Raw genomic sequence first — 15,592 nt, 5'->3', positions numbered from 1 at the left:
AAGCTGAAAATTGAAATGATGAATAATCGGAAGATTATTCACGAGTCTCTCAAAAGCGCACAGCCGATGATGGAAACATCTTCGGGTTGTGAGGTTAAGTGACTAAGCGTACACGGTGGATGCCTAGGCAGTCAGAGGCGATGAAGGGCGTGCTAATCTGCGATAAGCGTCGGTAAGCTGATATGAAGCGTAACAACCGGCGATACCCGAATGGGGAAACCCAGTGTGTTTCGACACACTATTGCATGGTGAATCCATAGCCATGCAAGGCGAACCGGGGGAACTGAAACATCTAAGTACCCCGAGGAAAAGAAATCAACCGAGATTCCCCCAGTAGCGGCGAGCGAACGGGGAAGAGCCCAGAACCTGAATCAGTTTGTGTCTTAGTGGAAGCGTCTGGAAAGTCGCGCAGCAAAGGGTGATAGCCCCGTACACCAAAAGGCATGGATTGTGAGTTCGATGAGTAGGGCGGGACACGTGTTATCCTGTCTGAATATGGGGGGACCATCCTCCAAGGCTAAATACTCCTGACTGACCGATAGTGAACCAGTACCGTGAGGGAAAGGCGAAAAGAACCCCGGCGAGGGGAGTGAAATAGAACCTGAAACCGTGTACGTACAAGCAGTGGGAGCCTTGATTTATCAGGGTGACTGCGTACCTTTTGTATAATGGGTCAGCGACTTATATTTTGTAGCAAGGTTAACCGCATAGGGGAGCCGTAGGGAAACCGAGTCTTAACTGGGCGTCAAGTTGCAAGGTATAGACCCGAAACCCGGTGATCTAGCCATGGGCAGGTTGAAGGTTGGGTAACACTAACTGGAGGACCGAACCGACTAATGTTGAAAAATTAGCGGATGACTTGTGGCTGGGGGTGAAAGGCCAATCAAACCGGGAGATAGCTGGTTCTCCCCGAAAGCTATTTAGGTAGCGCCTCGTGAACTCATCTTCGGGGGTAGAGCACTGTTTCGGCTAGGGGGCCACCCCGGCTTACCAAACCGATGCAAACTGCGAATACCGAAGAATGTTATCACGGGAGACACACGGCGGGTGCTAACGTCCGTCGTGAAGAGGGAAACAACCCAGACCGCCAGCTAAGGTCCCAAAGTCATGGTTAAGTGGGAAACGATGTGGGAAGGCATAGACAGCCAGGATGTTGGCTTAGAAGCAGCCATCATTTAAAGAAAGCGTAATAGCTCACTGGTCGAGTCGGCCTGCGCGGAAGATGTAACGGGGCTAAACCATGCACCGAAGCTGCGGCAGCGACGCTTAGGCGTTGTTGGGTAGGGGAGCGTTCTGTAAGCCGTTGAAGGTGGCCTGTGAGGGTTGCTGGAGGTATCAGAAGTGCGAATGCTGACATAAGTAACGATAATGCGGGTGAAAAACCCGCACGCCGGAAGACCAAGGGTTCCTGTCCAACGTTAATCGGGGCAGGGTGAGTCGACTCCTAAGGCGAGGCTGAAAAGCGTAGTCGATGGGAAACAGGTTAATATTCCTGTACTTGGTGTTACTGCGAAGGGGGGACGGAGAAGGCTAGGCTGGCCGGGCGACGGTTGTCCCGGTTTAAGCGTGTAGGGGTGTAGTCCTGGTAAATCCGGATTACTGTAACCCTGAGGCGTGATGACGAGTCACTACGGTGGCGAAGCAGTTGATGCCCAGCTTCCAGGAAAAGCCTCTAAGCATCAGGTAACATCAAATCGTACCCCAAACCGACACAGGTGGTCAGGTAGAGAATACTCAGGCGCTTGAGAGAACTCGGGTGAAGGAACTAGGCAAAATGGTGCCGTAACTTCGGGAGAAGGCACGCTGGCGCGTAGGTGAAGTCCCTTGCGGACGGAGCTGAAGCCAGTCGCAGATACCAGCTGGCTGCAACTGTTTAATAAAAACACAGCACTGTGCAAACACGAAAGTGGACGTATACGGTGTGACGCCTGCCCGGTGCCGGAAGGTTAATTGATGGGGTCAGCCGCAAGGCGAAGCTCTTGATCGAAGCCCCGGTAAACGGCGGCCGTAACTATAACGGTCCTAAGGTAGCGAAATTCCTTGTCGGGTAAGTTCCGACCTGCACGAATGGCGTAATGATGGCCAGGCTGTCTCCACCCGAGACTCAGTGAAATTGAACTCGCTGTGAAGATGCAGTGTACCCGCGGCAAGACGGAAAGACCCCGTGAACCTTTACTATAGCTTGACACTGAACATTGAGCCTTGATGTGTAGGATAGGTGGGAGGCTTAGAAGTGTGGACGCCAGTCTGCATGGAGCCAACCTTGAAATACCACCCTTTAATGTTTGATGTTCTAACTCGGCCCCCTGAGCGGGGGTGAGGACAGTGTCTGGTGGGTAGTTTGACTGGGGCGGTCTCCTCCCAAAGAGTAACGGAGGAGCACGAAGGTTAGCTAATCCTGGTCGGACATCAGGAGGTTAGTGCAAAGGCATAAGCTAGCTTGACTGCGAGAGTGACGGCTCGAGCAGGTGCGAAAGCAGGTCTTAGTGATCCGGTGGTTCTGAATGGAAGGGCCATCGCTCAACGGATAAAAGGTACTCCGGGGATAACAGGCTGATACCGCCCAAGAGTTCATATCGACGGCGGTGTTTGGCACCTCGATGTCGGCTCATCACATCCTGGGGCTGAAGTAGGTCCCAAGGGTATGGCTGTTCGCCATTTAAAGTGGTACGCGAGCTGGGTTTAGAACGTCGTGAGACAGTTCGGTCCCTATCTGCCGTGGGCGTTGGAAGATTGAGAGGGGTTGCTCCTAGTACGAGAGGACCGGAGTGAACGCACCACTGGTGTTCGGGTTGTCATGCCAATGGCATTGCCCGGTAGCTAAGTGCGGAAGAGATAAGCGCTGAAAGCATCTAAGCGCGAAACTTGCCTCGAGATGAGTCTTCCCTTGGACCTTGAGTCCACTAAAGGAACGTTTAAGACTAAGACGTTGATAGGCTGGGTGTGTAAGTGCAGCGATGCATTGAGCTAACCAGTACTAATGAACCGTGAGGCTTAACCTTACAACACCGAAGGTGTTTTAGAGACTTGACAGAGATTTTTAGCTTGTTTGCAGATTGGTTTTGGTGGTTGTGTGAAAGAACACAACGGCTGAAATAAAACAGAATTTGCCTGGCGGCAATAGCGCGGTGGTCCCACCTGACCCCATGCCGAACTCAGAAGTGAAACGCCGTAGCGCCGATGGTAGTGTGGGGTCTCCCCATGCGAGAGTAGGACACTGCCAGGCATCAAATTTGCGTGCTGATATGGCTCAGTTGGTAGAGCGCACCCTTGGTAAGGGTGAGGTCCCCAGTTCGACTCTGGGTATCAGCACCACTTATAGTGAGTGGGTTAGTAGTTCGGCACAAAAGAATTTTCCTGGCGGCGATAGCGCGGCGGTCCCACCTGACCCCATGCCGAACTCAGAAGTGAAACGCCGTAGCGCCGATGGTAGTGTGGGGTCTCCCCATGTGAGAGTAGGGAACTGCCAGGAATCAATTAAAGTAGAAAGCCCCGTGCGAAAGCGCGGGGCTTTTTGCTTTGTGCCATTCGTTAACCTGCGGCAGCGGTGTTTATCCTTATGCCTGGGCGGGAACGCGATGTCCATCGGCACCACATTTCCCCTGCGGACGGCTCTACAGCAGCCCTTTGTGCGCCAGGGTAATGCGCGTGGCCTCGTTCAGATCCAATTGCCCTAGTTGATGCGGGCTCACCCAGGCAACTTCCTGAAACTCCTCATTGAACGTGACCTGGCGGTTGGCGCTGACGCAGTCAAAGATAAGATACACCATGTAGATTTCTTCTTGTTTACCACCTGGGTAGGTTTTCACCCGAATATCATCTCTGAACGTCCATGGCGTGATCTGGCTTATTTGCAGCGCATCACCCAGTTCTTCCCTGATCTCCCTTCTTAGCGCCGTTTCCATGGTTTCCCCGGTTCCATCCCGCCACCGGGTAGCGCCCACTGGCCGGGGAAGACGCCCCGATCGGCCGCCATTTTACACAATAGGTATGCCCCGTTATTTTCAATCAGTGGGCAGACGATAATCCTCTGGCGCATATGCCGCCTCCGTAGCGCAATTATTGCTATCACTATATCAAACATCCCGTGGCTACAGGTTACCAGCATCAGCGATAGCTGGCTGGCACGCGGGATATAAAAAAAGCCGGCAACGCAATGCGCTACCGGCTTTTCTGCCCCGGATTACCCGGCGTGTTATCGCCTACAGCCCGCCAGACTCGCGTTTAGTGCTGGGCGTTGGGGTTGAAGGCGCCGTGCGGCCGTTGTTGGTCATCCGCGATAGCGTTTCCGTACGCACCTGGAACGGCGGATAAGGCAACGCAATACCGTGCTGCTGATAGCCGGCCAGGATCAACTGATGTATTTCGTGGCGCAGCGGCATACGGTGGCCCATCTCGGCGGCATACATTCGCAGTTCGAAGATTTGAATACCCTGCTGCAAATCGACCAGATACACCTCCGGCGGCGGGTTATCCAGCACCAGCGAGCAGCGCTCGGCCGCGTTATGCAGAATGCGGGTGACCTCTTCGCTGTTGGCTTCCGCCGGCGCCGGCACCGTCAACACCACACGGGTAATGGCGTCTGACAGCGACCAGTTAACAAACTGCTCGGTGATAAACGCCTTGTTCGGCACGATAATCTCTTTGCGGTCCCAGTCTGAAATCGTCGTGGCGCGGGTATTGATCTTGGTGATGGTGCCCGTCAGGTTGCGGATTGTCACCGTATCGCCAATGCGGATCGGTTTCTCGAACAAAATAATCAGGCCGGAGATAAAGTTCGAGAAGATTTCCTGCATGCCAAAGCCCAGCCCCACGCTGAGCGCGGTAACCACCCACTGCAGCTTCGACCATTCGATGCCAATCCAGGCGAAGCTGGAGATCGCGCCAAACAGCAGCAGCAGGTATTTGGTAATGGTGGTGATGGCATAGCCGGTGCCCGGCGTCAGATCCAAATGCTGCAGCACCGCCAGTTCCAGCAGCGCCGGCAGGTTGCGCACCAACAGCATGGTAATGATCAACACCACGATGGCAATCATCACCGCGCCCACGGTGATCGGCTGGATACTCTCCACGCCGTTGATCGTCGAGGTGACATCCCACAGCGTGATGTTTTCCAGGAAACTGAAGGCGGAATGGAGTTCCGACCACAGCACGATCATCGACACCAGTGCGGTCAAGGTCAGCAGAGAGCGAACCAGGCGCAGCGACTGCGCGCTGATGGTATCCAGATCGATCTCGGCGTCATCCACGTCGATGGCGCCTTCAGTGCTGTTTTGCGGGTGCGATGTTTCTTCCTCGCCGCGGGCGCGCTGAGCCAGAATATCAGCGCGCCGCTGTTTGGCGCGATCGAAGGCGATGCGGCGCCGTTGGATCAGCATCCAGCGGCGGATGATATGGTAAATCACCAACAGCAGGAACCAGATGGCCACCGAGGTTTCCAGGCGCGCCAGTAACGCCTGCGCCGTTGTCAGGTAGCCGATGGCGGCGGCAAGCGCTGCAACCAGCGGCGCCGATTGCAACAGCCCCCAGAGCGCGCTGTTGAACATGTTCTCGCCGGAGCCTTTCTTATCCAGATACAACGGGATCCCGGCGCGTTTCAGGCTGTTGGTGACCAGGCTCAACGCCAGGCACAAAAGAATGAAGCACAGCCGCCCCAGCGTATTGGAAAACTCACGGTCGTTAAGATTATCGAAGGTGATCAGCGCCATAATCAGCGGCACAATCAGCCAGACCGACATCTTGTAATAGCGCATGGCGCGCGAGACTTGCCGCACCGGCCAGCGGAAGTGAACAATGAACAGCCCCTGTGGATGGGCGAAGGCGGCGCTGATCATGCACAGCCACAGGATCGGCAGCGTGGCCGTCACGCCATCGCCAATCGCCACCGCCACCGGGTATGGCCAGGCGTTTTGCAGGCCATAGCCTAACGCCGCCCACAGCACCGGCAGCGGGATCGCCACCAGTATCGACCAAAATACCGTGCGCATCGTCAGGAAGAATTCATCCTGGGTGACCTTGCCCACCCGGCTACTGGCGCGGGCGAGGAAGGCGTGATAATGCTTGCGGGAGTTGATGCTGAAAATCACCAGCAACACCGCGCCTAACAGCGGGATCACCGTGGCCCTGCTGGTCACCATCATCATAAAGGCACCGCTAAGCTGCGACAGCGTATCCAGCGACAACAGGCGCGTTAGATCGTGCGCGACGTTAATCGGGTAGGAGAGGGTGATCGGGCTGACATCCGGCACCCAGAACAGATAGCGGTGCGCCGCATCCCGGATTTCGTTCAAGGCGTCGGCCAACTGGGTATTGGCGACCTTCAGCTTGGTCAGTTCCAGGATCTGGGTGTCGCAGCCGGAAAGCAGCGAATTCAGCAGTTCCCGTTGGGTGCGGATCTGCGCATCGACAATGCGCTGCTGTGCTTCGGTCAGATCGGCGCCGTCGTCCTGTTTCAGTGCCCGTGCGCGCTGCGGCAGCTTTTCCAACTGGCTTTCAAACTGCAGGCGTTGTACGCGCAGTTGCACCATATCGCTATCAAGCTGCTGCGGCCTTGGCATATCCGGCAGCGTTGCCACCTGCGCCCGCAGGGTTTCCCCCAGCACCGGCGATGAGCCGAGCCATTGGGATTGTTCGATGATGGTACTCAGCGCCTGGCGCACCTGCAGCGTTTGCGCCGCGGCCTGGCGCTGTTGGGAAGCGATCAAATCCATACGCTGCGCCTGCTGGTTAAGCGCGGTGGAGAGTTCACGGTTGATTTGCAATTGTTGATTGATGCTGGCCGGCAGATCGCCGTTCTGCTCCGCCAGTTGTTCGGTTTTTTCCAGCGCCAGTTCGGCTTCACGCTGGCGCTGGGCATTCAGGTTATTGCGCAGCGCCTGTAATTGGATGTCGATTTTCTCATGGCGCTTTTTGAAGATATCGGCACGCATACGCGCCAGTTCCTGCCGGTTATTGGCGGAAAGCTGCGCCAGATCCAGCTCATCAACCTTGCTTTTACGTGCGGCGGCTTCGGCCTGCAACAGAAAAAGCTGCGCCTGGGCCAGCGGCGTGGTGGGATTGGCCGGCTGGGCTTGCAGGCGGCGTTGCACTTCCGTTAACGCCCGCCGTGCCTCACTTTGCTGCTGCGGCAGTTGGCTGAGCGAATCGCTTATTTCACGCGTGCGATCCTGCTCTTGCTGCAGCAAACGCGCTTGTTCCAGCAGTTGGCTGCTGGTTTGCAGGATCTGCTGTTCCAGCTCGCTGGCCGGCAGGTTATCCCCGGTGGGAAGCGTTTTAGCTTCTTCGATGGTCTGCTGGCGGCGCAGTTCCTGCGTCATTTTCGGGAAGTCGTCGATCACTCGCTGGTACTGCTCGGCGTTAGTGAGTGATTCTTTACGCTCCGCCAGCCAGTTAATCGCGCTTTGCAGCGCCACGACCGCTTCGGCCTGGCCGGGCGCGCTTTTGTTGCTTTCCGCCTGTTTCAGCTCCTGCCGGAGCTGTGCTTCAGTGGGAATGGATGCTGCCAGCGCTGGAAATGCCAGCGACCAACTGAGCAATAACATGACAATCAGGCGCACAGCATCGGCCCCTTTTAAACGTGTGGAGAGTCAGGTGCGGCCGGTGCCGCGGCGATTTCAGCAAAGGCTTCACCCATCCGGGTGACGGTGCCGTTGTTCAGCCGTGGCTCAAAATGCACACTGCCGGCGGTAAACAGGTTGATCACTGTGGAGCCAAGCTTGAAGCGGCCCATTTCTTCCCCCTTGGCCAGGTTGATGGCCCCTTCCTCGCCTGCTGCCGGGTAGGTCCAGCGTTTGATAATGCCCTCGCGCGGCGGAGTTACGCTACCGGCCCAGACGGTTTCGATGCTGCCGACGATGGTCGCGCCCACCAAAATCTGCACCATTGGCCCCACGGCGGTATCAAACACGCAGATCACACGCTCGTTGCGGGCAAACAGGTTGGGGACGTTGGCGGCGGTTAACGGATTGACCGAGAACAGATCGCCCGGCACGTAGAACATCTCGCGCAGCACGCCGTTGCAAGGCATATGCACGCGGTGGTAATCACTGGGGGCCAGATAGGTGGTGGCGAACAGGCCATTGCGGAACTTATCCGCCAGCAGGTAATTGCCTGCCAGCAGCGCTTCCAGGCTGTAATTGTGGCCCTTGGCCTGGAAGATCTGATCGCCTTGAATCGGCCCCAACTGGCTGATGGCGCCATCTGCGGGCAGCACCAGCACGTTATCGGTGCCGGCAATCGGGCGCACGCCGTCGCGCAGCGGGCGAACGAAGAAGTCGTTGAAGGTAGCGTAGGAAGCCAATTCCGGGTTTTGCGCTTCTTGCATCTTGACCTTGTAAACGCGGGCGAAAGCTTTAATCGCCAACTGGGTCAGCCAGCCGCCTTTTTTTTCTGCGCCCCAACCGGCCAGGCGAGTTAACGCCTGTTTTGGCAACCAATACTGTAAGTTAATCTTGATGCTATCCAGCACGTAAACCTCTTGAATTTGGGTAAAGGGCGCGCATTGTAGCGGCATGGCCGCCACTGTCAACGCGCGCCCGGTTTGGGGTTTAGCCTTCGGCTTCCGGGAAGTTTTTACGGACTTTCACCTGCGCCATGCTTTCCAGGATGCTGTGGTAGTTGCTAAAGCGCACCTGTGCGATTTCACCGCGTTCGACCGCTGCACGCAGCGCGCAGCCGGGATCGTTGTCATGGCTGCAATCACGGAATTTACAACCGCCTAAATAATCACGGAATTCGACAAAACCCTGGGTAATTTGTTCCGGCTCCAGGTGCCACAGGCCAAATTCACGCACGCCTGGCGAATCGATCACATCGCCGCCATGCTGGAAGTGATAAAGCCGTGCGGCCGTGGTGGTATGTTGCCCCAGGCCAGAGACATCGGAAACGTCATTTACCAGAATTTGCTCTTCGGAAGGGGGCAGCAGGGCATTGAGCAGGCTGGATTTGCCCACGCCGGATTGGCCGGCAAAAATACTGATACGCCCGGCCAACGCCTGTTCAAAGGCTTCCATACCTTCGCGGGTACGGCTGGAAACCTCCAGCACGCGGTAGCCGATATTGCGATAGATAGCCATCATCCCGTCAACCTTGGTGCGGGCCTGCTCATCTAACAAATCGATTTTGTTCAGTACGATCAGCGGTTCCACTTCCAGTGTTTCGCATGCGACCAGATAGCGATCGATAATATTCAGCGAAAGCTCCGGCAAAATGGCGGAAACGATGACGATCTGATCGATATTGGCGGCGATCGGTTTAACGCCGTCATAGAAATCGGGGCGCGTCAGGACCGATTTGCGCTCGTGCACGGCTTCAACGATGCCCTTCACCCCGGCATGGCTGCCAACGCCGGGCCGCCAAACCACGCGATCGCCTGTCACCAGCGAACGCAGCGTACGGCGAATGTTACAGCGGTGCTGGCTACCATCCGCTGCTTCAACGTCGGCGTGCATGCCAAAACGGCTGATGACGATGCCCTCCTGCGGTTCACCCAGTTGGGAGTCATCCGGCTCAGGCTTATTGTCTGTGCGTTTCAGACGGCGTTGGACATTCGCCTGAACGCGGCGTTGTTGACCTTTGGACAGTTTGTTCTTGCTCACTGCACCTCACATGCTCGGCTTTGTCGCCGGTGGCGACTAAAAAGACTATGATACACACTATTTTATATTAAATAACCGTTGTTCACCGCCAGGCGGCGCGTACTGAACCCCGTGGGCGAACGGCACAGCACGCCCGGCTGCCCAGGCTTGGTTTACCTTTCGGCTTTTATGCAGGAAATATCATGACAGGAAATGAAAACAACCTGATTTGGATCGATCTGGAGATGACCGGGTTGGATCCTGAACGCGATCGCGTTATTGAGATCGCGACCCTGGTCACCGACGCCAATCTGAATATCCTGGCGGAAGGGCCGGTGATTGCCGTGCACCAGTCTGCCGAGCAGTTGGCGCTGATGGATGACTGGAACGTGCGTACCCATACCGCCAGCGGCCTGGTTGAGCGGGTAAAAGCCAGCCAATACGACGATCACGCCGCCGAGTTGGCGACCATTGCCTTTCTGGAACAATGGGTGCCGGCAGGGAAATCGCCTATCTGCGGCAACAGCGTGGGGCAGGATCGTCGCTTCCTTTTCCGCTATATGCCGCAGTTGGAAGCTTACTTCCACTATCGCTACCTGGACGTCAGCACGCTGAAAGAGCTGGCGCGCCGCTGGAAGCCGGAAATTCTGGCCGGTTTTAAAAAGCAGGGGACCCACCAGGCGCTGGATGATATCCGTGAATCGGTGGCGGAACTGGCGTATTACCGTGAGCATTTTATTCAGCTTTGAATGATACCGGGTGCCAGCGGCGGAAAACTCGCCCGATTGCCGATTTAATCAGCAATCGGCGCTAAAATGCATTTTTTTGCTATAAGGGGCTTGCGGCGAAGCGAATTTCTCGTATAATGCGCACCCCGTACCGGTGAAGAATTTTGCAAAAAGTTTGTTGCTGATACGCTGCGGGAATAGCTCAGTTGGTAGAGCGCAACCTTGCCAAGGTTGAGGTCGCGAGTTCGAGCCTCGTTTCCCGCTCCAAATTACAGGCCTGTGGATAACTCCGCCGGCTAGCGAAAAAAGGGCCTTCGGGCCCTTTTTTTGTTTCCGCGCATCTTCCGCACATCGCCGAAACTACCGCTATCCGGCACCGTTAAGTTTATTAACATTCGAGCGAAACACGCGCTATATTTTCCTGCCTCTTCTATCCCTATCGGCCCTGACGGCCGTTCTCTGCTAACGCCGAGAACGCCAACGTTACGGGCATAAAACCCCACAAAAATAAAGACATATAGCGATATGAGGGCGTATCTCTTTTTTGTGTGATCAATGTCTCATATTTGTTATTAAAATGTTTAAATTTAGATGGTTGTTTAAATGTATTGGTGCTAATAATTTCACCAACAACTTTATTGCCTGATTGCCCGCTGCTTTGATGCTTTTCTGTGTGGAACAACGGGATGAATAAGGTTGTGGCTGCGCAGTTGTCGTAGGGCAGCTACGTGTTTGGGAATGGATATTTACCGGCTTTTCCCGGTAAAAAAAGAAAAATACGAGACACCATTATGAGAAATCGAATACCTCTCGCGGTGATTGGCGGGATATTGTGTGTTTTGGGTGTAGGGCTTGCCGCAGGGGGCTTATGGCTTATTACGCTTAGTGGATCATGGTTTTATTTGCTTGCCGGCCTGGCAATGGCCGCTACCGGTGTTGGCCTGGTAAAACGCCGGGCATGGGCATTGTGGCTTGCATTAATTCTGTTGGTGGTGAGTGTTCTATGGTCTTTATGGGAAGTCGGGTTTGATTTCTGGCAATCGGTGCCACGTATTATCGCCTTCCTGGTTGTAGCGCTGATCGCGGCGGTGGCTTCGCCATGGTTGCTGCGCTCGGATACGACTTCTGCGTTGAAGGGGAAGTCTGCGGCAATTCTGTCGGCGCTGCTTGGGATCGGTATTGTTGCCTTCTTCACCGGGATGTTTTTCCCTCACCCTACGGTGGTTGCAGAGAACGCAACGCCTGCAGCCGTGGTCTCGCCGGATGCAGGAAAGGAAAGCGGCAACGACTGGCCGGCCTGGGGGCGCAGCGTGTCTGGCGAGCGCTTTGCCCAGTTTGAACAGGTGAACAAACACAATGTTAAGGATCTGAAGGTTGCCTGGACCTACCGCACGGGCGATCTGGCCATTGATGGCGCGGAGTATCAGGTTACGCCGATCAAGATTGATGACACCGTCTACCTGTGTACGCCGCTGAATAAAGTGATTGCATTGGATGCCACTACGGGGAAAGAACGCTGGCGCTTCGATCCTAAAATGCAGATCACCGACAGCAACAAAGAATGGAAGCGCTGCCGCGGCGTAGGCTATACCGAGATTGCACCAGACGCAGCAACGGCAAATGCGGCGGCGCCGGATGTCGCGGCTGTTTGCCGTAAACGCATTGTGAGTACCACCAACGATGGCCAGCTGTTCGAAGTGGACGCGGAAACCGGCAAGCCGTGTGAAGATTTCGGCACCAATGGTTTTGTGAATCTGAAAGAAGGCATCGGTTCCAGCCCGGAAGATGGCTCTTATTACCTGACTTCGGCCCCGCTGGTTGCAGACGGCGTGATTATGGTCGGCGGTAAAATCAATGACAATATGTCAGTGGGCGAGCCTTCCGGTGTGGTGCGTGGTTATGATGCACGCACGGGGAAAGTGATCTGGGCCTTTGATGCTGCGCGCCCTCACGACAGCACACCGCTTCCGGCTGGCCAGAATTATGCGCCGGAATCACCGAACTTCTGGGGAACCGCCGCCTATGATCCTAAACTGGGGCTGGCGTATTTCCCAACCGGCAACCAGACGCCGGATTTCTGGACCGGTAACCGCCACTCCTACTCCGATGAATTTAACGATTCAATCATCGCTGTGGAGATAAAAACCGGCAAACTGCGTTGGCACTTTCGAACCGCGAACACCGACCAGTATGATTACGACGTCTCTTCGCAACCCATTCTGTACGATCTGAAAAATAAAGACGGCACGACAACCCCAGTGGTTGTTCAACTGACGAAACGCGGGCAAGTCTTTGTGTTGGATCGCCGTGATGGCAAACCGGTCGTGCCCGTTGAGTATCGTAAGGTGCCCACCGACGCCATGCCTGGCATGAAAGTGGCGGATACCCAGCCATACTCTGCGATTTCCGTGGGCACCGCGCCGCTGAAAGAAACGGATATGTGGGGCGGATCGATTTTCGATCAGTTGTACTGCCGTATTCAGTTTAAACAGATGCGCTGGCAGGGGGAATGGACTCCGTTATCAGACAAACAACGGACCCTGATTTACCCCGGCTACTACGGCGGCATGAACTGGGGCGGCGGCGCGCTGGATGCCTCTACCGGTACGCTAATCGTCAATGATATTCGCATGGCGCAGTGGGGGATCTTCATCAAACAGGATGAGGCGAAACGCATTGGCCTGAAACCGAGCACGGAAGGTGAATACTCTGAACAGAAAGGCACCCCGTGGGGCGTGGAGCGTTCCATGTTTGTTTCACCGCTGGGGATCCCCTGCTTCAAGCCACCTTTTGGCACTATGTCGGCGATTGACCTGGCAACGGGCAAAACCAAATGGCAGGTACCGATGGGCACCATTGAAGATGCGCCGATACACGGCTTTGTCGCGGGTGTGCGGATCCCACTGGGGATGCCGACCATGGGCGGCCCGCTGGTGACGAAAGGCGGCCTGACGTTCTTCCACGGCACCCTGGACTACTATGCGCGTGCGCTGGATAACGATACCGGCAAAGAGCTGTGGCGTGCACGCCTGCCGGTTGGTGGGCAAGGTGCGCCAATGACGTATATCGGCAAAGACGGTAAGCAGTATATTGTTTTTGTTGATGGCGGCGCGACCCGTACAGGCACCAACAAAAACCGGGGTGACTACGTGATTGCTTATGCGCTTCCTGATAAGTAATGGCGCCATGCCGCTCGGTTAAGGGGCGGCTGAACCGGCCCTGTAGCCAGATAAAAATCCGGGAATGTTTTCATTTCCGGATTTTTTTACGCCATTTCTCCGTCGGTTAGCCAGTGCCAACGGGGGCAGACTGTTTTTAACCCCGGCGTCTATCACCTTTTAATCGGGAATCGGGGCGTGCTTAACCCAGCGTTGTTGCTTTACCGGTTAGGTGCGCCCCTTTATCATTATATCGCGAGTTATATAACGATAATGTGGAGTCATAAAATGGGATATGGTGTGCGCCGTGGCGTTATAGCGGTATGTCTATTGCTGCTGCCGCTATTTAGCTGGGCAGACCGCGTGGTGACCGATCAGTTAGGGCGGCAGGTGACGATACCGGATCGGGTTGATCGCGTGGCGGTGCTTCAGCACCAGACCCTCAACCTGCTGGTGCAGCTCAACGCGACAGACAAAATTGTGGGCGTGCAGGCCGACTGGAAACAGCAACTGGGCGAACACTATCTTCGCCTGGCCCCAAGGTTGGCCGGTATGGCGCTGGTGGGGGATCTCACCCATGTGAACGCCGAATCGCTGGTGGCGCTGCATCCGCAGGTGGTGTTCGTCACCAACTATGCGCCGCAAGAGATGATCGACAGCATCAGCCGCCTGGGCATACCGGTGATCGCCATTTCATTACGCCATGACGATCCGGGCCAGCAGGCGCGCCTTAACCCCAGCATGGCGGATGAAGAACAGGCTTATAACCTGGGCGTGCGCGAAGGGATCCAACTGATCGGCGAGGTGGTGAATAAACAGCAAGAGGCCAAAGCGCTGATCGATGCCACGTTTGCCACCCGCAAACTGGTGAGCGAACGCCTGAAAAACCTGCCGGCGGCTGAGCGCGTTCGTGCTTATATGGCCAATCCCGAACTGACCACCTATGGCTCTGGCAAATATACCGGGTTAATGATGGCGCACGCCGGCGCACTGAACGTGGCAGCCGCTACCGTCAAAGGTTATAAGCAGGTCTCTATGGAGCAGATTGTCGCCTGGAACCCACTGGTGATTTTTGTTCAGGACCGTTACCCGCAGGTGGTGGATGCGATCAATACCGGTGCCGAATGGCAGGTGATCGATGCGGTACAGCACCACCGGGTTTATCTGATGCCGGAGTATGCCAAGGCGTGGGGCTACCCGATGCCAGAGGCAATGGCGCTTGGCGAACTCTGGATGGCGAAAAAGCTCTACCCGGAAAAATTCCGCGATATTGATATGCAACAGCAGGCCGACCGCTGGTATCAGCGTTTTTACCGCACCCACTACCAGGGCGCCGAATAATGCTGCGTGTGCTGGCGGCGGGCAGCCTGCGCAGCGTGTGGGGGCCGTTGATGTCGTGTTTTAGCGCGCGCAGCGGCATCAACGTCAGCAGCCAGTTTGGCCCGGCGGGATTGCTACGCCAACGCATTGAGCAGGATGAAGGTTGCGATCTGTTCGCTTCCGCCAACCAGGCGCACCCGGCCGCGCTGTGCCGGCAAGGGCTGGCGTTGGCGGCGGTGCCGTTTGCCGCTAACCGGTTGTGTTTAACCGTGGCGAGCAACTGCCTGACCGCTGGGGAGAATTGGCTGAGTCTGCTGATGAACCCGGCGCTGCGCCTGGCGACCTCCACCCCGGTGAGCGATCCCTCCGGCGATTATACCTGGCAACTGTTCGATACTCTGGACCAGCGCCATCCCGGTCTGGGCGCTACGCTGCGCCAGCGGGCGTTGCCGTTGGTTGGTGGCCCACACAGCCCAGCGGTGCCATCTGGGGAGCTGGCGGCAAGCTGGCTGATCCGCAGCGGGCAGGCCGAGATGTTCATCGGCTATGCCAGCTACGCTGAAAAGCTGCGCCGGCAGCCCGATCTCGCGGTATTGCCGATCCCTGATGATTACAACGTTGCCGCCTGCTACGCGCTGGCCCAATGTACCGTGCAGGCAAAGCCGCTGGCCGATTTCCTGCTTTCGCCCGCAGCGCAGGGCATACTGGTGGCTGCGGGCTTTGGTGGCGCCAAACTCGGCTGTTAAGCACGCCACGATGGCAATGGCGTGGCGATTTTTGGGCAGCAGGCGCGGTTGTTGGCCGAAAGTTG

The 15,592-nt window shown here is 56.2% G+C and carries 7 protein-coding genes, 2 tRNA genes, 3 rRNA genes and 1 pseudogene; 9 read left to right on the top strand and 4 right to left on the bottom strand.

Annotated features, from left to right (window positions below):
- The first annotated feature begins 92 nt into the window (after nucleotides 1-92).
- The 4 genes from ACN28Q_RS10210 to rrf (ACN28Q_RS10195) all read left to right on the top strand — a co-directional run bounded on the left by ACN28Q_RS10210 (nucleotide 93) and on the right by rrf (ACN28Q_RS10195) (nucleotide 3,472).
- Nucleotides 93-3,002: ribosomal RNA gene (locus ACN28Q_RS10210) — 23S ribosomal RNA — on the top strand.
- Between the two features lie 108 nt (nucleotides 3,003-3,110).
- Nucleotides 3,111-3,226: ribosomal RNA gene (rrf, locus tag ACN28Q_RS10205) — 5S ribosomal RNA — on the top strand.
- A 13-nt stretch (nucleotides 3,227-3,239) separates the two neighbouring features.
- A tRNA-Thr gene (locus tag ACN28Q_RS10200) sits at nucleotides 3,240-3,315 on the top strand.
- Between the two features lie 41 nt (nucleotides 3,316-3,356).
- A 5S ribosomal RNA gene (gene rrf, locus ACN28Q_RS10195) occupies nucleotides 3,357-3,472 on the top strand.
- A 142-nt stretch (nucleotides 3,473-3,614) separates the two neighbouring features.
- On the opposite strand, the pseudogene nudI reads toward rrf (ACN28Q_RS10195), so the two are convergent.
- The 4 genes and pseudogenes from nudI to rsgA form a co-directional block, all read right to left on the bottom strand.
- Nucleotides 3,615-4,039: pseudogene (nudI, locus tag ACN28Q_RS10190) on the bottom strand (nucleoside triphosphatase NudI).
- 163 nt (nucleotides 4,040-4,202) lie between these two features.
- A complete protein-coding gene (mscM, locus tag ACN28Q_RS10185) occupies nucleotides 4,203-7,556 on the bottom strand; it encodes a miniconductance mechanosensitive channel MscM (RefSeq protein WP_095846248.1) in 3,354 nt (1,117 codons plus the stop codon).
- A 14-nt stretch (nucleotides 7,557-7,570) separates the two neighbouring features.
- Nucleotides 7,571-8,467 (bottom strand): archaetidylserine decarboxylase, encoded by an 897-nt coding sequence (gene asd / locus ACN28Q_RS10180; RefSeq protein ID WP_095848987.1) that lies wholly within the window; start codon nucleotides 8,465-8,467, stop codon nucleotides 7,571-7,573.
- Nucleotides 8,468-8,546: 79 nt separating this feature from the next.
- Nucleotides 8,547-9,596, bottom strand: coding sequence for a small ribosomal subunit biogenesis GTPase RsgA (gene rsgA / locus ACN28Q_RS10175; protein WP_095846247.1), 1,050 nt, complete (start codon nucleotides 9,594-9,596; stop codon nucleotides 8,547-8,549).
- 182 nt (nucleotides 9,597-9,778) lie between these two features.
- Here rsgA and orn point away from each other — a divergent pair, with 182 nt between their 5' ends.
- From orn to ACN28Q_RS10150, 5 genes are all read left to right on the top strand, one after another.
- Nucleotides 9,779-10,324 carry an oligoribonuclease gene (gene orn / locus ACN28Q_RS10170; protein WP_095846246.1) on the top strand — a complete coding sequence of 182 codons (546 nt, stop codon included), beginning with the start codon at nucleotides 9,779-9,781 and terminating at the stop codon, nucleotides 10,322-10,324.
- A 170-nt stretch (nucleotides 10,325-10,494) separates the two neighbouring features.
- Nucleotides 10,495-10,570: transfer RNA gene (locus tag ACN28Q_RS10165), tRNA-Gly, on the top strand.
- A 524-nt stretch (nucleotides 10,571-11,094) separates the two neighbouring features.
- Nucleotides 11,095-13,482 carry a membrane-bound PQQ-dependent dehydrogenase, glucose/quinate/shikimate family gene (locus ACN28Q_RS10160; RefSeq protein ID WP_095846245.1) on the top strand — a complete coding sequence of 796 codons (2,388 nt, stop codon included), beginning with the start codon at nucleotides 11,095-11,097 and terminating at the stop codon, nucleotides 13,480-13,482.
- Between the two features lie 267 nt (nucleotides 13,483-13,749).
- The gene (locus ACN28Q_RS10155) at nucleotides 13,750-14,802 is read left to right on the top strand and encodes an ABC transporter substrate-binding protein (RefSeq protein WP_095846244.1); all 1,053 of its coding nucleotides are present in this window, start codon (nucleotides 13,750-13,752) and stop codon (nucleotides 14,800-14,802) included.
- Entirely contained in the window at nucleotides 14,802-15,527 is a 726-nt protein-coding gene (locus tag ACN28Q_RS10150) for a substrate-binding domain-containing protein (protein ID WP_095846243.1), read from the top strand. The genes ACN28Q_RS10155 and ACN28Q_RS10150 overlap by 1 nt, the downstream gene beginning before the upstream one ends.
- The last annotated feature ends 65 nt before the right edge of the window (nucleotides 15,528-15,592 follow it).

Origin of the sequence: Gibbsiella quercinecans, assembly GCF_002291425.1 — a bacterium.
Classification (GTDB): Bacteria; Pseudomonadota; Gammaproteobacteria; order Enterobacterales; family Enterobacteriaceae; genus Gibbsiella; species Gibbsiella quercinecans.
Note: the sequence above shows the minus strand (reverse complement) of the source record. Positions and strands in the feature narration are given on the sequence as shown.